Origin of the sequence: Mycobacterium intermedium (assembly GCF_002086275.1) — a bacterium.
GTDB lineage: Bacteria > Actinomycetota > Actinomycetes > Mycobacteriales > Mycobacteriaceae > Mycobacterium > Mycobacterium intermedium.
Window position 1 is genome coordinate 54,169 of the sequence record NZ_MVHT01000005.1, and the last position, 21,629, is coordinate 75,797.

21 protein-coding genes are annotated in these 21,629 nt (G+C 66.1%); 16 read left to right on the forward strand and 5 right to left on the reverse strand.

From position 1 onward, the window contains the following. The first annotated feature begins 194 nt into the window (after positions 1-194). The 4 genes from dapB (at position 195) to BST27_RS03025 (ending at position 3,177) form a co-directional block, all read left to right on the forward strand. Complete coding sequence (dapB, locus tag BST27_RS03010) at positions 195-932, forward strand: 4-hydroxy-tetrahydrodipicolinate reductase (RefSeq protein WP_069420369.1); 738 nt, start codon at positions 195-197, stop codon at positions 930-932. Further along, on the forward strand, positions 929-1,393 hold the full coding sequence (locus BST27_RS03015) for a hypothetical protein (protein WP_069420368.1): 465 nt from the start codon (positions 929-931) through the stop codon (positions 1,391-1,393). Before dapB ends, BST27_RS03015 begins: the two co-directional genes overlap by 4 nt. After that, entirely contained in the window at positions 1,390-1,845 is a 456-nt protein-coding gene (locus BST27_RS03020) for a flavodoxin family protein (RefSeq protein ID WP_069420367.1), read from the forward strand. Before BST27_RS03015 ends, BST27_RS03020 begins: the two co-directional genes overlap by 4 nt. Before the next feature lie 165 nt (positions 1,846-2,010). Beyond that, complete coding sequence (locus BST27_RS03025; protein ID WP_139804986.1) at positions 2,011-3,177, forward strand: adenylate/guanylate cyclase domain-containing protein; 1,167 nt, start codon at positions 2,011-2,013, stop codon at positions 3,175-3,177. 7 nt (positions 3,178-3,184) lie between these two features. Here BST27_RS03025 and BST27_RS03030 read toward each other — a convergent pair whose 3' ends face one another. Further along, positions 3,185-3,832, reverse strand: a complete 648-nt coding sequence (locus BST27_RS03030) for a TetR/AcrR family transcriptional regulator (RefSeq protein ID WP_069420401.1) — start codon at positions 3,830-3,832, stop codon at positions 3,185-3,187. Positions 3,833-3,945: 113 nt separating this feature from the next. On the opposite strand from BST27_RS03030, the gene BST27_RS03035 reads away from it, so the two are divergent. Further along, positions 3,946-5,004, forward strand: coding sequence for a methyltransferase (locus tag BST27_RS03035; RefSeq protein WP_308205983.1), 1,059 nt, complete (start codon positions 3,946-3,948; stop codon positions 5,002-5,004). Between the two features lie 9 nt (positions 5,005-5,013). Here BST27_RS03035 and BST27_RS03040 read toward each other — a convergent pair whose 3' ends face one another. Continuing rightward, entirely contained in the window at positions 5,014-5,847 is an 834-nt protein-coding gene (locus BST27_RS03040) for a thioesterase family protein (RefSeq protein WP_069420364.1), read from the reverse strand. A gap of 27 nt (positions 5,848-5,874) precedes the next feature. Continuing rightward, complete coding sequence (locus BST27_RS03045; RefSeq protein WP_069420363.1) at positions 5,875-6,648, reverse strand: enoyl-CoA hydratase/isomerase family protein; 774 nt, start codon at positions 6,646-6,648, stop codon at positions 5,875-5,877. Between the two features lie 84 nt (positions 6,649-6,732). Between BST27_RS03045 and BST27_RS03050 the strand changes: the two genes are divergently transcribed. The 5 genes from BST27_RS03050 (at position 6,733) to BST27_RS03070 (ending at position 15,082) form a co-directional block, all read left to right on the forward strand. After that, entirely contained in the window at positions 6,733-8,283 is a 1,551-nt protein-coding gene (locus tag BST27_RS03050; RefSeq protein WP_069420362.1) for a class I adenylate-forming enzyme family protein, read from the forward strand. Between the two features lie 159 nt (positions 8,284-8,442). Then, positions 8,443-9,243 carry a PE family protein gene (locus BST27_RS03055; RefSeq protein ID WP_069420361.1) on the forward strand — a complete coding sequence of 267 codons (801 nt, stop codon included), beginning with the start codon at positions 8,443-8,445 and terminating at the stop codon, positions 9,241-9,243. 38 nt (positions 9,244-9,281) lie between these two features. Beyond that, positions 9,282-10,445, forward strand: a complete 1,164-nt coding sequence (locus BST27_RS03060; RefSeq protein WP_069420360.1) for a PPE family protein — start codon at positions 9,282-9,284, stop codon at positions 10,443-10,445. 230 nt (positions 10,446-10,675) lie between these two features. Then, entirely contained in the window at positions 10,676-11,824 is a 1,149-nt protein-coding gene (locus BST27_RS03065) for a PPE family protein (RefSeq protein ID WP_079219724.1), read from the forward strand. Between the two features lie 24 nt (positions 11,825-11,848). Beyond that, positions 11,849-15,082 (forward strand): acetyl-CoA carboxylase family protein, encoded by a 3,234-nt coding sequence (locus BST27_RS03070; protein WP_069420358.1) that lies wholly within the window; start codon positions 11,849-11,851, stop codon positions 15,080-15,082. 50 nt (positions 15,083-15,132) lie between these two features. Here the strand turns inward: BST27_RS03070 and BST27_RS03075 are convergent, their stop codons facing one another. After that, complete coding sequence (locus BST27_RS03075; RefSeq protein ID WP_069420357.1) at positions 15,133-15,480, reverse strand: PE-PGRS family protein; 348 nt, start codon at positions 15,478-15,480, stop codon at positions 15,133-15,135. Positions 15,481-15,537: 57 nt separating this feature from the next. On the opposite strand from BST27_RS03075, the gene BST27_RS03080 reads away from it, so the two are divergent. From BST27_RS03080 to BST27_RS03090, 3 genes are read left to right on the forward strand one after another with little or no spacing between them, the layout of a single operon-like run. After that, positions 15,538-16,314, forward strand: coding sequence for an SDR family oxidoreductase (locus BST27_RS03080; protein ID WP_069420356.1), 777 nt, complete (start codon positions 15,538-15,540; stop codon positions 16,312-16,314). Next, complete coding sequence (locus BST27_RS03085) at positions 16,314-17,498, forward strand: acyl-CoA dehydrogenase family protein (RefSeq protein WP_069420355.1); 1,185 nt, start codon at positions 16,314-16,316, stop codon at positions 17,496-17,498. Before BST27_RS03080 ends, BST27_RS03085 begins: the two co-directional genes overlap by 1 nt. Next, positions 17,495-18,592 carry an acyl-CoA dehydrogenase family protein gene (locus BST27_RS03090; protein WP_069420400.1) on the forward strand — a complete coding sequence of 366 codons (1,098 nt, stop codon included), beginning with the start codon at positions 17,495-17,497 and terminating at the stop codon, positions 18,590-18,592. The genes BST27_RS03085 and BST27_RS03090 overlap by 4 nt, the downstream gene beginning before the upstream one ends. Before the next feature lie 64 nt (positions 18,593-18,656). On the opposite strand, the gene BST27_RS03095 is transcribed toward BST27_RS03090, so the two are convergent. Further along, positions 18,657-19,394 (reverse strand): dienelactone hydrolase family protein, encoded by a 738-nt coding sequence (locus BST27_RS03095; protein WP_069420354.1) that lies wholly within the window; start codon positions 19,392-19,394, stop codon positions 18,657-18,659. Between the two features lie 97 nt (positions 19,395-19,491). Here BST27_RS03095 and BST27_RS03100 point away from each other — a divergent pair, with 97 nt between their 5' ends. The 3 genes from BST27_RS03100 to BST27_RS03110 all read left to right on the forward strand — a co-directional run bounded on the left by BST27_RS03100 (position 19,492) and on the right by BST27_RS03110 (position 21,614). Beyond that, positions 19,492-20,292 (forward strand): thymidylate synthase, encoded by an 801-nt coding sequence (locus BST27_RS03100; RefSeq protein WP_069420353.1) that lies wholly within the window; start codon positions 19,492-19,494, stop codon positions 20,290-20,292. Positions 20,293-20,299: 7 nt separating this feature from the next. Further along, positions 20,300-20,782 carry a dihydrofolate reductase gene (locus tag BST27_RS03105; RefSeq protein WP_069420352.1) on the forward strand — a complete coding sequence of 161 codons (483 nt, stop codon included), beginning with the start codon at positions 20,300-20,302 and terminating at the stop codon, positions 20,780-20,782. Between the two features lie 100 nt (positions 20,783-20,882). Further along, a complete protein-coding gene (locus BST27_RS03110) occupies positions 20,883-21,614 on the forward strand; it encodes a DivIVA domain-containing protein (protein ID WP_069420351.1) in 732 nt (243 codons plus the stop codon). Positions 21,615-21,629 lie beyond the last annotated feature (15 nt).

The following is a 21,629-nucleotide window of genomic DNA, read 5'->3' on the forward strand; positions in this document are numbered from 1 at the left end:
GACCTTGGCGTACTCGGTCGGCTTGGCCTGACGGATCGTGACGTCTTTGGACTTCACGTGACCGTCTCCGCCTGCCGCGCATTCACGTCATTCAGATTAGGGGCCGGTGCGCGCGCCGGTGTCGAAGAGGCGGGAAGGCCGAAGAAGGGTATCGGCCGGACCGTCCGTTCCGGGCCGCGAAGTAGGCTGCACCCATGCGGGTAGGTGTGCTGGGAGCCAAAGGCAAGGTGGGGTCGACGATGGTCCGGGCGGTCGAGGCTGCCGAGGATCTGACCCTGTCCGCGGAGGTGGACGAGGGCGATCCGCTGAGCTTGCTCACCGACGGCAATACCGAGGTCGTCATCGACTTCACCCACCCCGACGTGGTGATGGGCAATCTGGAGTTCCTCATCGAGAACGGTATTCACGCGGTGGTGGGCACCACCGGGTTCACCGCCGAGCGCCTGCGGCAGGTGGAGTCGTGGCTGGCCCAGAAGCCCGAGACCGCGGTGCTGATTGCGCCGAACTTCGCCATCGGCGCCGTGTTGTCCATGCACTTCGCCAAGCAGGCCGCACGCTTCTTCGATTCGGCCGAAGTCATCGAACTGCATCACCCGAACAAGGCCGACGCTCCTTCGGGTACGGCGACGCGTACCGCGAAACTGATCGCCGAGGCCCGAAAAGGCCTGCCGCCTAACCCGGACGCCACCAGCACCAGCCTGCCTGGAGCCCGTGGCGCCGACGTCGACGGCATCCCGGTGCACGCCGTGCGGCTGTCCGGCTTGGTCGCGCACCAGGAAGTCTTGTTCGGCACCCAGGGGGAGACGCTGACCATTCGCCACGACAGCCTCGACCGCACCTCGTTCGTCCCCGGTGTGCTGTTGGCCGTGCGTCACGTCAAAGAACGTCCCGGCCTCACCGTCGGCTTGGAGCCCCTGCTCGATTTGGAATGACGAATAACGCGAGCGCCCTGCGCACCCAACTGTTCATCGCCTTCTTCTGCGTTGTGCTGCTGGTCTATTTCGTGCTGCTGGGCCGCCTGGCGATCGCGATGATCGGCTCAGATCGCGCCGCTGCCGTCGGGTTGGGCTTGGCGGTGCTGATCATGCCGTTCATCGGTTTGTGGGCCATGATCGCCACCCTGCGCGCGGGATTCGCGCATCAGAAGCTGGCGCGCATGATCGCCGAAGACGGGATGGAACTCGACGTCAGTGCGCTGCCGCGGCGGCGTTCGGGACGGTTTGAGCGCGCCGCGGCGGACGCGCTGTTCGACAGCGTGCGCACGGAACTGGAAAGCGACCCGGACAATTGGCGCCGCTGGTACCGGTTGGCGCGGGCATACGACTACGCGGGCGACCGGCGCCGGGCGCGGGAGGCCATGAAAACCGCCGTCCAGTTGGAGGCCCGCCGGTGACCAAGCGGTTGCTCATCGTCCACCACACGCCGTCGCCGCATTGTCAGGAGCTGTTCGAGGCGGTGCTGGCGGGGGCGACGGATCCCGAGATCGAGGGTGTCGATGTGGTGCGCCGGCCCGCGCTCACGGTGTCGCCGGTCGAAATGCTGGAAGCCGACGGTTACCTGCTGGGCAGCCCGGCGAACCTGGGCTACATCTCGGGGGCTCTCAAGCACGCCTTTGACTGCGCCTATTACCAACTGCTGGACACCACTCGGGGCCGACCCTTCGGCGTCTGGCTGCACGGCAACGAGGGCACCGAGGGGGCCGAGCGCGGCTTGGCCGCCATTACGACCGGCTTGGGCTGGGTGCAGGCCGCCGAAACCGTCGTGGTCTCAGGCAAACCCAGCAAGGCCGATGTCGAAGCGTGCTGGAACCTCGGGGCGACCGTCGCCGCTCAGCTGATGGGGTGACCCACACGTCGCTGTCCAGCGATTCGGCGGCGGACGTCCACGGGGGGACGATGCGTTCATGGTTACCGGCGGAACGGCTCCACCAGCTTTGTTCAGTCGCTGCGTGGATCCAAATTGCCACGTCATGAATCCCCGAGCAGCGGCGTTGTGTCGTACGGTTGGTTCGTGGGCGAGACGCCGCCGCTACCGCTGCCCGAGCAGCCGGAGCTGCGGGGGTTGGCACAGGCTTTGGAGGACGCGGGAGCCGCGGCCGAGATCCTCGACCACAAGTGGCGCGTTGTCTACACCACAAGTGAGGACGCGCTCGGTCTGGGACTGGACCCGGCCGATATGCACCACCACTACGGGTTGTCACTGAACGTCCGAGCGGACCACCACCCGGACTGGGTAACCGACCGAGAAACAGGCAGTCGATATTGGCGGGTGGTCGGCCCGCACATGGTGCGCGACGTGCCGCCGTCCGACCCGGACTTCGACGAGGTGTTTGGCCGGCTCGCCCGGCGCGCCCGGGAGCTCACGCCCGCGCCGCCGACGTTGGCGCATCGAATCGACATGAATTTCGAGAAGCTGGCATCGTTCGACAAGTCGTGGCCCGGCCCGGCCAATCTCGTACACATCAGGCTGCACGACGCCGATGGCCGTTTCATCGGCACTCTCATGCTGGCGCTCCCGAGCCTGCCGCAAAGCCTTGCCATGCGGCTGGATCGCGGCGACACCGCTATGTACCGGCGCATGGATCGCCTTCGCGAGCCATGCCGTCGGGCAGCGGCGATCCTGTTCGCCGACCTCGAAGCATCTGGCGAACTGTCCCGACGACTGTCGTCACGCGCCTACTTCGACCTCATCCGCGCGCTGACCGACCTGATCGATTCGGTGGTCGGCGCGCACACGGGAATTCTCGGCAAGCACGCCGGGGACGGCGCATCGGCATTGTTTCTTGCTGAGGATGCCGGCGGTGACAGCATCGCGGCGCGCGGCGCGATTGAGGCGGCACGCGAAATTCGTGACCGAGCAACGGCATTGAGGGACGGCATGCGCGTCAAGGTCGGCGTGCATTGGGGTGCCACCCTCATGGTCGGCCAGGTCTCTACGCGTGGCCGGCTCGAAGTCACCGCACTCGGAGACGAGATGAACGAAGCCGCACGCATCGAGCATGCAGCCCACGGCGGGGTTGTCCTTGCCTCCAAAGACGCCATTGAGCGCCTCAGCGTCCAAGACGCGCATTCACTGGCCGTGGATCCGGACACGCTCACTTACCGAACCATCGCGGAACTCACGACCAACGAAAAGGCAGTCCGTGATGCAGGTTCGATCGCTGTTGCCGAACTCTAGGACCTGATCATTCCGCCAAGAGTTCCGGCCGCAACAGCATGCGGGCCAGTGTGTCGGCCAACCATTGCTCGTACTGATCTGGTGACCACCCCACGTCATCGATCAACATCGAATAGACGTACGGCGATTGGATGGTGACCAAGATGTCGGCGGCTTGGGCTTCAGTGAGGCCGGTACGCATTGCCGACCCCAGTCGTGCCACCAACAACGCACAGTTGGCGTGCATCTCGCGGGTCAGCCGCATCCGAACTTCATCGAGTCCGGCCTGCAGCATGACTCGGACCAGCGGTGCCACCCGCTCGTGTAGTCCCCGTACGAAACTTGCGGTGACCGCGAAGAACACGTGATACGACTCAATCGAATCACCGGTGAGCACCGGCAATCGATCGGCCACGGTATCGGGGGCGTGGTCACCGACTACTGCCACGTCGATCGCCCGGGAGAGCACGCCGGCCTTTGATCCGTGTGTCGCATAGATCGTTTGGGCTGAGACTTCAGCCGCCTTCGCGATCTGGTCGATCGACGTAGCGGCGAATCCCTGCTCGACGAAAAGCGTTGTCGCCTCTTGGACGATGCGATGTTGCCGGGCTTCGGCGTCGGCTTGCCGACGCCTGTTGTCATAGTTTCGGCGGCGCACCTCGTGTGAAGTTGACACCCGCACCCCATTTTCCATATAGTTGGCTCTATTGAAAGTAGTTAACTCCATCTAATAGTACTGCAGAGCCGTGAACGGCAATGCAATCAACACGCGTACCTCCGCCTCGATTGGTGAAACTGGTTGACCGCCTTCGGTATAACCTCTATCGCCTCCATCAGCGACTCGTTCCCCCGCCCGCCGCGATGGTGGAACTCATTCTTGCGGGCTGGACGTCTCAGGCCATCGAAGCCGCCGCGGAACTGGGTGTTGCCGACGCACTAGTCGCCGGCCCGATGCAGCCCGACGATCTTGCGGCCAAGATAGGTGCCGATCCCGATGCGCCGAGCCGACTGCTGCGAGCGTTGTGCAGTCGTGGTGTATTCCGCCGACGGACGGACGGCTCGTATGCCCTCACTCCGCTCGCGGCCACGCTGCGGACCGATGCTGCGGGCTCGATGAACGCGGCCGCGCGCTATTACGGATCGCCACAGCACCGCGAGCATTGGAGCATGCTTGCCGAGTCGGTCAGAACCGGTAGGGCGAGCATTCCGCGCCTGCGTGGCAAGGAATTCTTCGCCTACCTCGAAGATGACCCTTACCTGGCAGAGCTCTTCAACGGCGCGATGACCAGCATCTCGGAGATGGCGGAGCTGCCCGTGGTCGCCGCCTATGACTTCACGCCGTACCGCATGATCATGGACGTCGGCGGCGGACACGGACGTTTGTTGGCCGCGATTCTGACGGCCGTGCCGGCCGCTCGCGGCGTGCTCTTCGAGATTCCCGACGTCGTCCCCGGAGCGCAGTCGCTGCTACGCAAACTCGGTGTGGCAGAACGAATTCAGATCGAGACAGGGTCGTTCTTCGACGGCGTCCCGGCAGGAGCCGACCTTTACTTCCTGAAACACATCATCCACGACTGGCCCGACGACCAGGCCGTGACGATCTTGCGGAATGTGCGCGCCGCCGGCGGCGCCGACGCCAGGGTGGTGCTGGCCGAATTGGTGATTCCCGACCACGACCGCGACTTTGTCGGCAAGTGGGCCGACCTCGAGATGTTGTTGGGTCTGGACGGCAGCCGGGAGCGCACCGAGGACGAGTACGGCACGTTGCTCGCAACCGCCGGGTTCAAGATGACCCGGGTGATTCCGACGGCGTCGCCATACAGCCTGATCGAGGCTAGGGCGGCCTAGCAAACCGGGCTAGGTATGTCTCGGCTTAAACGCCTCGGCCGGTTGGCCCAGAGCCTGCGCCGAACTGGTGCCCAGCGGCCCGTGCTGGTCGAACAGGATGGCGCTGCCGGTGGCAACTCCGGCGGTGCCAAGGTGAGTCTGGGCGGCCAGGCCGATGTAGTCGCCGTCCGGCAACCGACTGGCGGTGACCGTGTAGTCGGCGTTGATATAGCGTAATCCGCCTGTGCCCCAATGGGTTAGCGAACTCGTCACATCACCCACGAACGCCAGGCGGGTGAACGGCGTCAAGGGATGCCCCTCCACCAGGGGGCGGAACAACCGCGTCCAGGCGAACTTCTGCGAATGGGTCTGTTCCCACTCGCCCGCAGCGATACCAGGATGGCCATCCTTCGTGGCGCCGTATCCCCAGATCAGAAACGGCATATCCGCCGGGAAACCTTCGGAGTTGCTCGGCAGGGGTGGCATCTCTGCGGGCGCCGACCACACCTCTCCGCCGGGATCCTCACCTCGTCGCAGGAACAGCGCGCTGGCCCGCGCTACGGTCTTGCCGTGCTGCACCAGAGTGCCGTCGACGAGTTTGATGCGCCGGCCTTCCCGTTGTACCGAGGTCCGAAGTTGGACCGGCTCCAACAGAACCGGACGCAGCAGGTCGACGGTGAAGCGGGCGGGTTGCATGTCCGCATCCACACCGGACTGCTCGATTCCCCAACCCAAGAGGCCGCCGACGATCTGACCGCCCATCGCCGCGCCCCACGGCCCCCGGGTCGTGTCGCTCGGAACGTAGGAGTCTCCGTCTACGGTGAAGAACGGCTCGGGCGTCAAGGCGACATCGTCGATCGTCACGGCAACACGATAGGACACCCGGTCGCGTCAGCGGCCTTGCCAGTCGGGCTTGCGCTTCTCCCGCCACGCGCGAAAACCTTCGGCCAGGTCCTGGGTGGCCCCAACGACCCGGCGCATGGTCTCGCCGAAGCGGACCGACTCGATCCAACCCATGTTGGCGCTTCGCCACGCCACCTCCTTGGTGGCGCGCTGGGCCAGAGGCGCCGCAGCGGTGAGGGTTTGGGCCCACTTTCGGGCCTCGGCCTGCAGGTCTTGGGGTTCCACCAGCTTCCACACCAGGCCAATTTCCAGAGCACGCTCGGCGCTGATCGGTTGCCCGGTCAGCAGGAGTTCCATCGCGTGCGCCCAGCGCACCCGTTGGGGTAGGCGGATGGCTCCAACGATGGTGGGCATGCCGAGGAGAACCTCGCGGTACGAAAACGTGGCCTCGGTGCTGGCGATGACGAAGTCGCAGAACAGCACGCCCGTCAACCCGTAGCCGACACAGGGACCGTGCACGGCCGCGATCGTCGGCTTGAACAACTCCATCCCGCTCTCGAAGGAGTTGATGGTCGGCTTCTCCCAGAAAGTGCCACCAAAAGTGCCGACCGCCCCCTCGCCGTCCTTGAGGTCGACTCCGGCGCAATAGACGTCGCCGTTGGCGGTGAGGATTCCGACCCAGGCGTCTTCCTCGTCGCGGAATCGGTCCCAGGCCGCGTTCAACTCGCGTCGCAGGGCGCCGTTGATGGCGTTGCCGGCTTCGGGGCGGTTGAGGGTGATGGTGGCGATGTGGTCTTCCAGGTTGTAGCTGACCAGGCTCATGGGGTGCATCGTAGGTTTGTCGGCGGGTCGTCGCGAGTACCGTTGCGCACAGAGGGCGGTCGCCAAGTGATGGAGTAGCGCAAGATGGCTCGCAACACGGCTCACGTAGTAAGGGTTTCGCGCGACCACAACCCGTTCCCGCGGACGGATGTTTCTGTTGACCACAACGGAATTCCGCACTACGACGGGTTGCCGGCCACCCTGCTGGACGTGCTTGCCGCGCAGGTCGACCAGCGTCCGGACAGCGAGGCTGTGGTCGAGCTGGGCGCGGGACGGCTGACCTACCGACAGCTGTGGGATCGGGCATCGCGGGTTGCCGGTGGGTTGCGTGAGTCTGGCCTCAAGCCCGGTGACCGTGTGGCCGTGCGCCATCCAGCGGGGTTGAACTGGGTGCTGGCGTTCTGGGGCACGGTGATGGCCGGCGGGGTGGTGGTGGCCGTCAATACGCGGTCGGCTCAGCCGGAGGTCGAGTTCGTGCTGTCCGACGCCGGCGCCGAGGTGGACCTGACGCCCGACGCGCCGCTGCCCGACGGCGGACCCTACGTGACCGAGCAACTCGGCCCCACCGACATTGCCGCGTTGTTCTATACGTCGGGCACCACGGGGCATCCCAAAGGGGTGCCGACCACCCACGCGGCCTTCGTGACCAACACCGAGAACGGCATCCGGTGTCTGAACCAGCCCAGGGATCTCGGTGCGGGGTTGCGCACCCTCATCTCGGTGCCGTTGTTCCACGTGACCGGCTGCAACTCACAACTTTTGGCGGCCACGCGGCTCGGGGGAGCGGCGGTGATCATGCCCGCCCTCAACCTCGACGGGCTCATCACCGCTCTGACCGCTGAACGCATCTCGCTCATGGTCACCGTCCCGGCGATCTACTCTCTGTTGTTGCGGCACAAGGATTTCGCCGCGGCGGACGTGTCCAGCGTCCGTTGGGTCGGCTACGGCGGCGCGCCCATCGCCCCCTCTCTGGTGCGGTCGGTGAAGGAGGCGTTTCCGCAGGCCACCGTGTTCAACGGGTACGGCATGACCGAAACCGCCTCGCTGATGACCGTGTTGCCCGACGGCGAAGCCATCGAGCACGCCGACTCGGTCGGTTATGCGGTGCCGTCGGTGGACCTCGGTGTGGTCCCCCTCAATGACGGTTCAAGCGAACTGGTCGGTGAATTGGTGACCCGGGGAGCCAACGTGACGGCCGGTTATTGGAACCGTCCGGAGGCGACCGAGGCCGCCATCGTCGACGGCTGGCTGCACACCGGCGACGTGGTTCGGGTCGACGACGCCGGTCGCGTACACATCATCGACCGCATGAAGGACATCATCAACCGGGGTGGCGAGAACATCTCCAGCGTCGAGGTGGAAGCCGCGTTGCTGAGTGCCCCCAACGTCGCCGACGCATGCGTGCTCGCCGTGCCCGACGAGGTCATGGGGGAGAAGGTCGGCGCCGTATTGTTCGGCGGCGCAGCCGAAATCGACGTTCCCGCGGTGCTGGAACACTGCCGCGGCCAGCTTGCCGATTACAAGCTTCCGCAATACATCACGGTGGTCAGCGATGCGCTGCCCCGCAATGCCGGCGGCAAGCTGCTCAAGGGCCGGCTGCGTGAAGAGGTGCGCTGGGGTCCGCCACTTCGCTGACCGATTTCGGTGCGGTGCACACGACAAGGTGTCACGCTCGAAATAGCGGTGTGGCGACCGCTGCGTGGGCTTTGAAGGAGCCGTACTCGGATTCGTGGCTTGGCGTCTCCCCCGTAGGCCTCCGAACGTTCGGCATGTTCACACAGAAGGAGCGAGAAGATGTCATTTCTGGTCACACAGCCCGAAGAATTGGCGGCTGCGGCGGGCAAGCTGGGCACGATTGGATCGGCGATGTTCGCCCAGAACGCGGCGGCCGCGCCGACCACGACGAGCGTTATCCCCGCTGCCGCCGACGAGGTTTCGGCGTTGCAGGCGGCGCAGTTCGCGGCGTACGGCACCCTCTATCAAGAGCTGAGCGCGCAGGTCTCCGCCATGTACGACATGTTTGTCAACACCTTGAGCGTCAGTGCCGATACCTATGCCGCCGCCGAAAGCGTCAACTCGTCCGCGGCGGCCTCTCCGTTCTCTGCTGTGACGGGAACTGCTGAGGCCGTGCCGGGGGCCGCCACGCAGAGGGCGCTGTCGGACCTCGCCAACGTTGCGAATATCGGGGTAGGGAACTGGGCTTCGGCAGCCTCGAACCTGATCGGAATGGCCAATGGCGGTCTGCTTCCCGCGGAGGGGGCCGCAGCCGCCGGCGCGGGTGCCGAGGGCATGTCGGAACTGGGATCCGTCGCGGAGCCCGCCGCCGCGGGGTCCGTGGGTGGTTCGATGGCTGCCGGCCTCGGCGCCGCGTCTTCGATCGGCGTGCGGGCGCCATCATGGGCCGGGTCCGCCACTCTGGTGGCAAGCCACGCGCCCGCGCAGGTCGCCGGTTGGACGGCGCCCGCCCCGCCCACAGCTCCGATGGCGATATTCCCGGGGGCCCCAGGGACATTGGGCACGCGCAGTAACGCGGGCTTTGGCGCGCCACGCTATGGCGTCAAGCCCCTGGTCATGACTGCCGCGCGGGCCGTCTGAGTGCAGCCAAATCCCTTCTAGCGAAACGGAATACAGTAATGGATTTTGGAGCTTTGCCCCCTGAGGTCAATTCCGCCCGCATGTACGCCGGAGCCGGGGCGGCGCCGCTGATGGCCGCCGCGGCCTCGTGGCATGCCATCGCCGCCGAGTTGAGTACGACGGCGGCATCCTTCGAGTCGGTGATCAACCAACTTGCCACCGAGCAATGGATGGGCCCCGCGTCACTGGCGATGGCCGCCGCGGCCCAACCCTTCATGGCCTGGCTGACCTACACCGCCGAATCCACCGCACTTGCCGGCTCACAGGCCACGGCGTCGGCCGCAGCGTTCGAGTCAGCCTTGGCGATGACGGTGCCGCCCGCGGAGGTCGCGGCGAACCGGGCTCTGCTGGCGGGACTCGTCGCGACCAACATCCTGGGCCAGAACACCCCGGCGATCGCGGCCGCCGAGGCCCACTACGCCGAGATGTGGGCGCAAGACGCGTTGGCCATGTACGGATATGCGGCCGCCTCGGCCGTCGCCGGGCGGCTCAACCCGTTGACCCCGCCGGCGCAGATCGCCAACCCGGCCGGAGTCGCCAACCAAGTTGCGGCGGTCGGCTCGATCGCCGCAGCCAACTCCGTCCAGCAGGCGGGTCTGGGGAACCTGATCAGCAACGTGCCCAATGCCGTGATGGGTTTTGCCACGCCGGTCGCGTCGACGGCAGAGGCGACCGCGCTGGATACCGTGGCGCAGCAGATCTCCGCTTTGCTCGAAACACCGTTCGTGATGAACACCGTCAACGGTGTGGTGAACACCGCGGGCTGGTTCACGATGGCGGGCATCACCACCGCGGTGTTCCTGGGCCACACGCTGAACACCGCGGCGCCGGCCGTCGGCGCCATCTCCGGTGCTGCGGGGGCGGCCGCCTTGGCGCACACGACGACGCCGGCGATTGCCGGGGCGGTTCCGGCCCTGGCCGGTTTGGGTCAAGCCGCCACGGTTGGCGGCCTGTCGGTGCCCGTCGGTTGGTCTAGCGCGGCGCCGGCGATGACCACCGGCACCACGGTGCTGGAAGGCACGGGCTGGGCTGTCCCCCAGGAGTCCGCAGCGATGGTGGCGGTGCCAGGCGCGCCCGGCATCGCCGGCTCCAGGGACGGTTTCGCCGGGCCGCCCCGGTACGGATTCAAGCCGGTGGTCATGCCGAGCCAGCGGATGGTCTAACCAGGTACGGCGTCTCTGCCAGGGAAAATACGTCGGTTCAGCGCGGCCGCAGACAGTGTGTGGGATGCATGACAATACGCGCTACACGGGCCGCGCAGCTGTCGCCGTCGGTAAACTCGCACCCGGATCGTCGCCGATTTCAGACCGACGACGTGCTCGAGTCAGGGGGGGAATAGCTCCTGTTGTGCAGCACTCGTCGCCGATAACCCGACGTGAAACGGACTGCCTGATTGGATTTTGGAGCGCTACCCCCGGAGGTCAACTCCGAGTGTATGTACGCCGGCGTGGGTGCAGCACCCATGCTGGCGGCGGCTGCTGGATGGAATGGCATAGCCGCAGAACTTGCCAATACCGCTTCTTCCTTCGAAGCGATCGTCACGCGACTGACCAGCGACCAGTGGATGGGTCCCGCGTCGCTGTCGGTGGCCGCCGCGGCGCAGCCCTTTCTAGCCTGGCTGAACTGCACGGCTGAGTCGGCGGGCCGCGCGGCGACGCAGGCCATGGCATCCGCGAGCGCCTTCGAGGCGGCGTTTGCTAGGACGGTTCCACCGGCCGCCGTTGCCGGCAACCGTGCCCTGTTGGCCGAACTGGTAGCCGGCAACGTCCTCGGGCAAAACGTGTCGGCCATCGCGGCCACTGAGGCGCACTACAGCGAAATGTGGGCCCAAGATGCCATGGCCATGTACGAGTACGCGGCCACCTGCGCCCTTGCCGGGAAACTGGAGCCGCTGACCAGCCCGTCAGACGCCAACGATCCGGCCGGAATCGCCAATCAAGCCGCCGCTGTCGGCCAAGCCGCAGCATCCGGTGGCGCCCGGCAAGCGGATCTCGCCAACCTGGTCACCAAGGGTCCCGAAGCTTTGATGGCCCTCGCGTCACCGGCGGCGTCGACGCTCGGCGAGTCGGAATGGGTGACGTTTTACCACGAGATCGATGAGGTTGCCGAGCTTGGGCTCTTTCACTATGGGACGCACGGGCTGGGCGGTGTCGCTGACTACACCACGGACATCATCACCAATGCCGTCGTCCTGGGGGCCGGCAACAAAACCCAGTCCATCAGTAGCGCTGCCATTTCGGGCGGTAGTGCGGCTGGCAGCGGGCTCAAGACAGCGATAGCCAACTCACCTCCGTTGGCGGCCGCGTTGGGCGATGCCGCTGCGGTCGGCAGCCTGTCGGTGCCAAAGACCTGGTCCCTCGCGGCGCCGGCGCTGGCCGCCGGCACTGACGTGCACTTCGCGAGCTGGTCAGCCCCCGAAGAGGACGAATTGGTCGAAGCAGTGACGCCGACGCTCCGAATCGTCGCGGGTGCCGACGACGAGCGCATCATTCTGCCCCGGTACGGAGTCAAGCCGGTCGTCATGCCCAAGCGCGGCTTCTGACAACAGGGCCGTACGCTATGGCCTATGCGGGTACCACCGCGCGATTTCGATGCGACCCTTCTCATCGCGAACCGTGGGGAGATCGCCGTCCGAATCATCCGCACAGCAACCGAACTGGGTATCAACACCGTCGCGATCTATGCCGACGACGATGCCGAAAGTCCGCACGTGCATGCCGCCGACGAAGCGATCGGCGTACCTGGCTACCTGGACGGCGCCGCGATCCTCGCCGCGGCCAAGACATCTGGTGCGGCGCTGATCCATCCCGGCTACGGGTTCCTCAGTGAGAACGCCGAATTCGCCCGCGCCTGTGCCGACGCCGGCTACAGGTTCGTCGGACCCGCCGCCGACGTGCTGGAGCTGGTCGGCAACAAGACTTCGGCCCGCGCGGCTGCTTCCGCCGCCGGGGTGCCGGTGCTGGCCGCGACTGAGGGCCCCAGCAGCATCGACGACATCCGCGCGTTCTTCGCCGCCCAGGACGGCAGCATCATGATCAAGGCGCTGGCCGGTGGGGGCGGCCGTGGGATGCGCAGGGTGGACAGTCGGGATCAGATCGACGCGGCCTACCGCCAGTGCGCCGCCGAAGCGCAGTTAGGATTCGGCAACCCGGACCTGTTCGCCGAGGCTGTCCTCAACGAAGCCAGGCACATAGAGGTACAGGTCGTGGCTGCCCCGGTGGGGCACCAAACGCGTGCGCTCGCGCTCGGCGACCGTGACTGTAGCGTCCAGCGGCGCTACCAGAAGCTAGTGGAAATTGCGCCTGCGCAAGGACTTTCCGACCAACTGCGACGCGGCCTGCACCAGGCCGCGACCCGGCTCTGCGCCAGGGTGGGACTGACCGGCGTGGCCACCGTCGAATTCCTCGTCGCCGGTGACGAGTTCGTCTTCCTAGAGATCAACCCGCGAATCCAGGTGGAACACACGGTCACCGAGCAAGTCACCGGAGTAGACCTGGTCGCTGCGCAGTTGGAGATCGCAGGTGGTGCCTCGTTCTACGAATTGGGACTGCCCGCCGGAATTGCCTCGGACGGAAGTGAAACCATCGGTGAGCCTGCTGCCGTGCGAGGCGTCGCTATTCAAACGCGGGTCAACGCCGAGACTCTCGCTCCCGACGGCGCCGTTCTTCCGTCCGCCGGCACCCTGACAACGTTTACGCCGCCGAGCGGTCCGGGAGTTCGCGTCGACACCTACGCCCAGCCGGGCCTTGCGCTGAGTCCTCGCTACGATTCGTTGCTGGCCAAGGTCATCACCCACGTGCATGGCTCGTCGTTCCCCGCCGCCATACGCAAAGCGCGCACCGCGTTGACCGAGTTCAGCATCGAAGGCGTCACCACGAACGTCGGCCTGCTGCGGGAGTTGTTGTCGGAAAGCCAGTTCGAGTCGGGCGTCGTAACTACCGATTTCCTCGACGCGAGGCTGCCCGAGCTTGCCGCCGCGGCGCTGTCTCATCAGCGCGGCGTTCGGGTGGCCGCTGTCGAGCTGCACCCGGATGAGGAAGCGCTGCGCGCTCAGATGGCCGGAACCGTCGTTGAAATCGCTGTCGAAGGCGCCGAGCTGGCGGGCGGCGAGCAGTTGGTGGTCCTCGAGGCGATGAAGATGCAACACGTGTTGGCCGCTCCCGCCGCGCTGCGCACCGTGCGCAATCTGGTGACGCCCGGCCAGGTGGTGGGGACCGGCGATGCACTGTTGGTCTATACCCGAACCGGCTTGTCCATTGACAGTGAATCCGCCACCGCTGCAGTCGATCTCGACCGTCACCGCGCCGATCTCGAAGAGGTGCGACAGCGACACTGGCTCACCCTCGACGAGGGACGCCCAGCCGCGGTGTCGAAGCGACACGAGAAGGGCCGACGCACCGCGCGTGAGAACATCGCCGACTTGGTAGACCCCGGCAGCTTTGTCGAATACGGTGCGCTGGCGATCGCCGCGCAGCGCAGCCGACGGTCGGAAGAGGACCTGATCTTGAACACCCCCGCCGACGGTCTGGTGGCCGGTCTGGCGACGATCGGGGCGGATCGGTTCGGGCGCGCCGCCGCTGAGGCGGTCGTGGTGTCCTACGACTACACGGTGCTCGCTGGTACGCAAGGCATGCGTAACCACGCCAAGACCGACCGAGTGTTCGACTTGGCCGTCCGAAAACGCCTGCCGGTGGTGCTGTTTGCCGAGGGCGGCGGCGGCCGGCCCGGTGACACCGATGTCGGGGGCATGGCGGGACTGGATGTCCCGACCTTCAGGACGCTGGCGGCGCTCAACGGCCAGGTTCCGTTGGTGGCGATCGTTTCCGGTTACTGTTTCGCCGGCAACGCCGCGCTGGCCGGGGTAAGCGACGTGATCATCGCTACTCCTGACGCCAACATCGGGATGGGCGGCCCGGCGATGATCGAGGGCGGTGGGCTGGGGGTGTATTCACCGAAAGTCATCGGGCCGATCGATGTCCAGCGTCGCAACGGCGTGGTGAGTCTGGTCGCGCGCGACGAAGCGCACGCGGTTGCGCTCGCCAAGCAATATCTGTCGTATTTCCAGGGGAGCGTGGCCGATTGGACGGCGCCGGACCCTCGCCTGGCGCGACATGTGGTTCCGGAGAACAGATTACGTGCCTACGACGTACGCCGGGCCATCGAGTCGATCGTGGACGTGGGCTCCGTCCTGGAACTGCGCCCCGACTACGGTGTGGGTATCGTCACCGCGCTGGTCCGCGTCGAGGGCGTCGCCTATGGGCTGATCGCCAACAGCAGTCACCACCTCGGCGGCGCGATCGATGCGGAGGCGTCGGACAAGGTCGCCGAATTCTTGCAGCTGTGCGAGTCGTTCCGGCTGCCAGTGATTTCGCTTTGTGACACACCTGGATTCATGGTCGGGCCGGAAGCGGAGAAGGAGGCCTCCGTGCACCGGTTCGGGCGCATGTTCATCGCCGGCGCCCGGTTGACGGTGCCGCTGGGAATGATCATCCTGCGCAAAGCCTACGGTTTGGGCGCGATGGCCATGGCGGGCGGATCATTTCACGCGCCCGAGTTCACCATCGCCTGGCCCACCGGTGAGATCGGCGGCATGGGACTGGAAGGGGCGGTACGCCTGGGCTTCAGCAAAGAACTGGCCGCGGCTGCCGATGACGTTGAGCGCCAAGCCCTCTTCAACAAGCTCGTCGAGGCGGCCTACCAACACGGCAAAGCGTTGCGCTCGGCCACCACCTTCGAGTTGGACGACGTTATCGACCCCGCAGAGTCCCGGGCCTGGATCACCAGACTGCCGGGACGCTGACGGATTCAGTTGTATTTTCAGTTATTTTTCAGTTGTTGATGCGTGGTCGCTTATAGGTGGCCGCTGCCGCAACCGACGCCCGGTAGGCAACCTTCGCCGCCCGGCACCCCGCCGGGGCCCCAGAACTGTCCGCCGTTGCCGCAACCCACGCCGGGGATGCAGCCGGAACCGCCCGGCCCGCCGTTGGGGCCTTGGTCCACGCCGCCAGAGCCGCAGTTGCCGTCGGCATCGCAACCGCCGCCGCCGGGTTCGTTCATCGGTACGAAGTGAGTAATGCCGGTGGTGGTCGAGGCAGGGCCGACCGCTGCCTCAGCAGGGTTTGCCGAGGCGGTAACCGTCGCTGCAGCGATAGCCCCCGCAACCACCAATGGTTTGATGAGGTTTAATTTCGCTAACATTCCTGTCGCATACCACGTCTCAACGTGTGCAAACATTTGCACAAGAAATCAGGCGCCATGACTTCGTTGGATCTGACCGGCCGCACCGCAATCGTCACCGGCGCCTCGCGAGGCATCGGATTGGCGATCTCCCAGAAACTGGCCGCTGCCGGTGCAAACGTCATCTTGACCGCACGCAAACAGGAGGCCGCGGACGCGGCCGCAGCACAGGTCGGTGACGGTGCCGTGGGCGTCGGGGCGCACGCTGTCGACGAGGAAGCCGCGCGCTCCTGCGTCGACCTTGCGCTGGACCGCTTCGGCAGCGTGGACATCCTTGTCAACAACGCGGGCACCAATCCTGCGTTCGGGCCGCTGATCGACCAGGACCATGCGCGCTTCGCCAAGATCTTCGACGTCAACCTCTGGGCACCGTTGCTGTGGACCTCGCTGGTGGTCAAGGCATGGATGGGCGAACACGGCGGGGCCATTGTCAACACCGCCTCGATCGGCGGCCTGCACCAATCGCCCGGGATGGGTATGTACAACGCCACCAAAGCCGCATTGATTCACGTCACCAAACAGCTTGCGCTGGAACTCTCACCGCGGGTGCGGGTCAACGCAATTGCCCCCGGCGTCGTGCGCACTCGACTCGCGGAGGTGCTGTGGAAGGGCAACGAAGATCCACTGGGCGCATCGATTGCGCTGGGACGCATCGGCGAACCCGACGATGTGGCTGAAGCGGTGGCGTTCCTGGTCTCGGATGCGGCGAGTTGGATCACCGGCGAGACGATGGTGATCGACGGCGGACTGCTGCTCGGTGATGCCCGGGGGTTCCAGACTCAGGAAGGCCAGTGATGGGCCTTGAAGATGACCTAAATGCCCGGGTGCAAGCACTTTTGGACGAGCATGATCCGGCCAGCACTGACCCGCGGGACTTCCTCGGCGCGCGCTTCGATGCGGGCCTGGCCTGGGTGTACTTCCCGACGGGCATAGGCGGCTTGGATCTGCCGCGCACCTACCAGGCGCAGGTCGAGGCACAACTGGCCGCAGCGGGCGCGCCGCCCGCCGGCGGTGGGCGCAACATCATCGGCATTGGCATGGCGGCGCCCACCATCGCGGCGTTCGGGACCGACGAACAGAAGCGAAAGTTTCTGCGGCCGTTGTTCACTGGTGAACACCTCTATTGCCAGCTGTTCAGCGAACCGGGTGCCGGGTCGGATCTGGCCGCGGTCGCCACCCGCGCCGTCCGCGACGGTGACGACTGGGTTGTCAACGGCCAGAAGGTATGGACGTCCATGGCGCAGCACGCGCAGATGGCGATCCTGGTCGCGCGCACCAATCCGGACGTGCCCAAACACGCTGGGCTGACCTATTTCCTGTGCGACACGACCCAACCTGGGGTCGATATTCGGCCGCTGCGCCAGATCACCGGTGAGGCGGAGTTCAACGAGGTATTCCTCACCGATGTCCGAGTGCCCGACGCGAACCGACTGGGTCCCGAAGGTGGTGGGTGGCGGGTAGCCACCACGACCCTGAACAACGAGCGCGTCGCCATCGGGGCGCGCACCGGGTTCCCGCGCGAAGCCGGCCATATCGGGAACGTCACCCGAGCCTGGCGTGATGATCCATCGTTGCGTAATCCGGCGATGCACGACGAGTTGATGCGACTGTGGGTCGAGGCCGAAGTGCTCCGCCTGACCGGGGAACGCCTGCGCCAGCAGGCCGCCAGCGGTCAGCCCGGACCCGAGGGGGCCGGCATGAAGGTCGCCTTTGCCCGTCTGGCGCAACGAATTTCGGGGTTTGACATCGAGTTGCACCCCGAAACCGGTTTGCACTACGACGATTGGACCCTGCGCAGGCCCGAAACCGTCGATCTGATCGGTCGCGAACCTGGTTATCGTTACCTGCGCGCCCGCGGCAACTCGATCGAGGGCGGTACCTCGGAGATTCTGCGCAACACCATCTCCGAACGAATCCTGGGTTTGCCCGGCGAACATCGCGTGGACAAGACCGTTGCGTGGAAGGACTTGCCGCGATGAGCGCCGGCGACTTGCTCTACTCCGACACCGAAGAGGCGTTGCGTGACAGCGTCCGGCAACTGTTCGCCGAACGATGCCCACCGGAGACGCTGAACAAGGCGTACGACACACCGCCGCATGACTTTTCAGGGGTGTGGCGCACGCTGGCCGCCGAACTCGGGGTAGCGGGACTCCTGGTGCCCGAATCCCTCGGCGGGGCAGGCGCGAGCGCCCGCGAAGCCGCCGTCGTCATGGAGGAGATCGGCCGGGCGGTGGCGCCGGTGCCGTTCCTGTCCAGCGCTGTGCTGGCGACAGTCACGTTGCTGACGGCCGGCGAGACGGAAACGTTGTCGGCGCTGGCCGAGGGAGCCGTCACGGCGGCGCTGGCGGTGCCGCTGTCCACCGCGCCCGGCGACGCGGTCTGCGGGGTGCGCAACGGTGCCGACGGCCTCACCGGTGAGGTCAGCACCGTCGCCGGCGCCGCCGAAGCCGACGTGTTGGTGGTGCCGGTCGCCGGAACGGACGGAGTGGAGCTGCACACCGTGGCCCGCGACGCGGCCGGCGTTGAGATTTCCCCACGGCTGGCGTTCGACATGACCAGACCGCTTGCCGATGTCCGCTTTTCGGGTGCGGCGTCGACGCGGGTGGGTTCCGCGGACGGTGCGCTGCATGCCGCCCTGCAGACGGGCGCGGCGCTGCTGGCGTCCGAACAACTCGGCGTGGCGCAGTGGTGCTTCGACACCACACTCGCTTACGCCAAGGAACGCAAGCAGTTCGGCCGCGAAATTGGGTCGTACCAGGCGATCAAGCACCGGCTCGCGGACCTGTGGTTCGAGGTCAGTTCGGCGACCGCGGCGGCGCGGTATGCCGCGGACACGGCCGCACGCGGTGACGAGGACGCGGCCATCGCGGCCGCCCTCGCGCAGGCGTTCTGCAGCGACATCGCGGTGCATGCGGCCGAGGAGTGCGTACAGCTGCATGGCGGTATCGGGATGACCTGGGAATATCCGGCGCACTTGTACCTCAAGCGGGCCAAGAGCGACCAGCTGGCCCTGGGCACCGCCTACCGGCACCGCACCCGTCTCGCCGAGTTGGTCGACCTACCGCCCTCTTAGCGCCCAGACACAAACTCGTACGTTCCGGGCAGGAAATGTACGAGTTCGCGTCTGCTCGCGAGAGTCAGGTGAGGGCCGAGCGGAAGGTTTCGGTCATCGCGGCCCAGTGGCGTTCGGCGGCCGCTTCGTCGTAGGGAGCGTTGTCCGGGACCGCGAAGCCGTGGGCCGCCTGGTACCACTCGAGGCGGTAGTCCACACCGGCCGCCGTCAGCGCCTTCTCCAGCTGTTCGCCGTGGTCGGCGGTGAACGACGCGTCGTTCTCGGCGGCGCCGATGTACACCTTGGCGTTCACGCGATCGGCCAACAGGTGCGGGCTGTCCGCGGTGTCGCTGACCAGGCCGCCGCCGTGGAAGGACGCCGCGGCGGCGACCCGCTCCGGAAGACGACCGGCCAGCAGGACCGAGATGCGTCCGCCCATGCAGTAGCCGCAGACGCCGAACCGCTCGCCTGCCACTTCGTCGCGCCCGGCCAGGTAGTCGAACAATGCACCCGCGTCGCGGGTGATCCGGTCCGACGTGAGGCTGCCGATCATGGAGAAGAGCCGGCCGCGCTCTTTGGCGTCGCTGAACACGGTCGACATGTCGAACGGCGCCCAGTCGCGCTCCCGGTAGTACACGTCGGGCAGCAGCACGGCGTAGCCGTAGCCGGCCAGCTTGGTCGCCATCTGGTCAAAAGTGTCGCGCACCCCGCCCGCGTCGGGGAACATGACCACGCCGGGCCAGGGACCGGTGCCGTCGGGAGTGAACAGCTGAACGGGGCACTCGCCGTCCGGAGTGGTTACGTTGTCGGTGATTTTCGGCATGGCACCCGTTCTACTCCAGCTTTCTGGGCTCGAATTAACCGCGTCGACCCGCCGCGCCCGGCTTCGCCGCGCTCCCGATCGCCGCTAAGCTGAGCGCGTGCCAATCGCCACACCCTACGAGGACCTGCTGCGCGTGGTACTCGAAACGGGAGTCGCCAAATCCGACCGTACCGGCACTGGGACCCGCAGCCTGTTCGGCCAGCAGATTCGCTATGACCTGTCGGCCGGTTTCCCGCTGCTGACCACCAAGAAAGTTCACTTCAAATCCGTGGTGTACGAGTTGCTGTGGTTCCTGCGCGGCGACTCCAACGTCGGATGGCTGCAGGAGCACGGTGTCACCATCTGGGACGAATGGGCCAGTGAGACTGGCGATCTCGGGCCGGTGTACGGCGTGCAATGGCGATCGTGGCCGACCCCGTCGGGTGAGCACATCGACCAGATCAGCGCGGCGCTGGATTTGCTGCGCACCGATCCCGACTCCCGGCGCATCATCGTGTCCGCCTGGAACGTCGGCGAAATCCCGCGGATGGCGCTGCCGCCGTGCCATGCCTTCTTCCAGTTCTACGTTGCCGAAGGACGGCTCAGCTGCCAGCTCTACCAGCGCAGCGCCGACCTGTTCCTCGGGGTGCCGTTCAACATCGCCAGCTACGCGCTGCTCACGCACATGATGGCAGCCCAGGCCGGCCTCGAAGTCGGTGAGTTCGTGTGGACCGGAGGCGATTGCCACATCTACGACAATCACGTCGAACAGGTGCGGTTACAGCTCGGCCGCGAACCGCGACCGTACCCGGAACTCTATCTCGCGCAACGGGATTCGATTTTCGACTACACCTATGAAGACGTCGTCGTCAAGAACTACGACCCGCATCCGGCAATCAAGGCTCCCGTCGCGGTATGACGCGCCAATGGTCATAGGCCTGGTCTGGGCGCAATCGACGTCCGGAGTCATCGGCCGCGACGGTGAGATTCCTTGGCGGCTTCCCGAAGATCTCAATCACTTCAAGCAAATCACCATGGGTCATACCGTGGTGATGGGCCGGCGCACGTGGGATTCCCTGCCGCCCCGCGTCAGGCCGCTGCCCGGGCGCCGGAACGTCGTGTTGAGCCGCCAACCCGGGTTCACCGCACCCGGAGCCGAGGTGGTCACGTCGCTTGATGAGGCCCTGACCGAGCCGGAGACCTGGGTGGTCGGGGGTTCTGAGATTTATACGCTCGCGTTGCCGTATGCCAGCCGGTGTGAGGTGACCGAGGTCGACATTGACCTGGCCCGCGACGACGACGACGCGGTTGCTCCGGTGCTCGACGAGACGTGGCTCGCCGAGACGGGCGACTGGTTGGTCAGCAAGTCGGGGCTGCGCTACCGGTTTCACAGTTACCGCAGGTCATAAAACTCACAGCCGCGCCGACGGCCTGACCTGACATACTCGACTTCGGGGTCGGACTCAAAATCTCACGGGTACTACGAAACGTGCGGAACGGGGGATTTACATGGAAACCGAACCTGCAAAGAGGTTCTCTCGGATCTTTCGGGGCTATGACCCCGCAGCTGTCGACGCCTACATCGAGATGTTGACCACCAAGCAGGAGTTGCTGCTCGCCGACGTCGAGCGCCTGACGCGGCGACTCCAGGCATCCAGCGAGGAAGTGGCCGCGCTGCGGCAGGAGGTGGCCGGGCTCAACGACACCTCGTCGGCTCCCCAGGCCGTGCGATCTCGGATGGCGAAGTTGCTGCAGCGCGCGATCGACGAGGTCGCCGAGATGCAGGCCGAGTCGAGAGCCGAGGCGCAGGAATTGATCCGCAACGCCGAGGCCGAGATCGAGACAATGCAGCAAGAGCACCGAGAGGTGTTGGCGGAGCTGACCGCGCAGCGCAAAGCCCTGGAAGACGAGATCGAGGAAGCCAAGGGAAAATTGGCGGCGGACCTGGCCCGCATGCGCTCGGAGGCGGAGTCGGAAATCGAGGAGGCTCGCCAGGACGCCCGGCAGGAGCGTGAGCAACTGCTCGCCGACGCGAGGCTGGAGGCCGATCACTACCGTGAGCAGGCCCGGCAAGCGGTGGACGAGGCCACCAAGCAGCGAATCAGCGTGCTTGAGCAACTGATGGACGTGTATCGCGACCTGGACGCGGTTCCGGCCAAACTCGAGTCTGCATATCAGGATCTGAAGAACCCGCAGACTGGCACCGTGGTCCCGTTCGAGCAGAAGGTCAGCACCGGCTGAACCGCGCCGCTGAGG

Excerpts from the sequence above, each read along its gene's own strand:
- BST27_RS03110 (WP_069420351.1), top strand. The coding sequence starts at position 20,883 with ATGGAAACCGAACCTGCAAAGAGGTTCTCTCGGATCTTTCGGGGCTAT.
- dapB (WP_069420369.1), top strand. The coding sequence starts at position 195 with ATGCGGGTAGGTGTGCTGGGAGCCAAAGGCAAGGTGGGGTCGACGATG.
- BST27_RS03090 (WP_069420400.1), top strand. The coding sequence starts at position 17,495 with ATGAGCGCCGGCGACTTGCTCTACTCCGACACCGAAGAGGCGTTGCGT.
- BST27_RS03060 (WP_069420360.1), top strand. The coding sequence starts at position 9,282 with ATGGATTTTGGAGCTTTGCCCCCTGAGGTCAATTCCGCCCGCATGTAC.
- BST27_RS03070 (WP_069420358.1), top strand. The coding sequence starts at position 11,849 with ATGCGGGTACCACCGCGCGATTTCGATGCGACCCTTCTCATCGCGAAC.
- BST27_RS03075 (WP_069420357.1), bottom strand. The coding sequence starts at position 15,480 with ATGTTAGCGAAATTAAACCTCATCAAACCATTGGTGGTTGCGGGGGCT.
- BST27_RS03080 (WP_069420356.1), top strand. The coding sequence starts at position 15,538 with ATGACTTCGTTGGATCTGACCGGCCGCACCGCAATCGTCACCGGCGCC.
- BST27_RS03015 (WP_069420368.1), top strand. The coding sequence starts at position 929 with ATGACGAATAACGCGAGCGCCCTGCGCACCCAACTGTTCATCGCCTTC.
- BST27_RS03105 (WP_069420352.1), top strand. The coding sequence starts at position 20,300 with ATGGTCATAGGCCTGGTCTGGGCGCAATCGACGTCCGGAGTCATCGGC.
- BST27_RS03095 (WP_069420354.1), bottom strand. The coding sequence starts at position 19,394 with ATGCCGAAAATCACCGACAACGTAACCACTCCGGACGGCGAGTGCCCC.
- BST27_RS03085 (WP_069420355.1), top strand. The coding sequence starts at position 16,314 with ATGGGCCTTGAAGATGACCTAAATGCCCGGGTGCAAGCACTTTTGGAC.
- BST27_RS03045 (WP_069420363.1), bottom strand. The coding sequence starts at position 6,648 with ATGAGCCTGGTCAGCTACAACCTGGAAGACCACATCGCCACCATCACC.
- BST27_RS03050 (WP_069420362.1), top strand. The coding sequence starts at position 6,733 with ATGGCTCGCAACACGGCTCACGTAGTAAGGGTTTCGCGCGACCACAAC.
- BST27_RS03055 (WP_069420361.1), top strand. The coding sequence starts at position 8,443 with ATGTCATTTCTGGTCACACAGCCCGAAGAATTGGCGGCTGCGGCGGGC.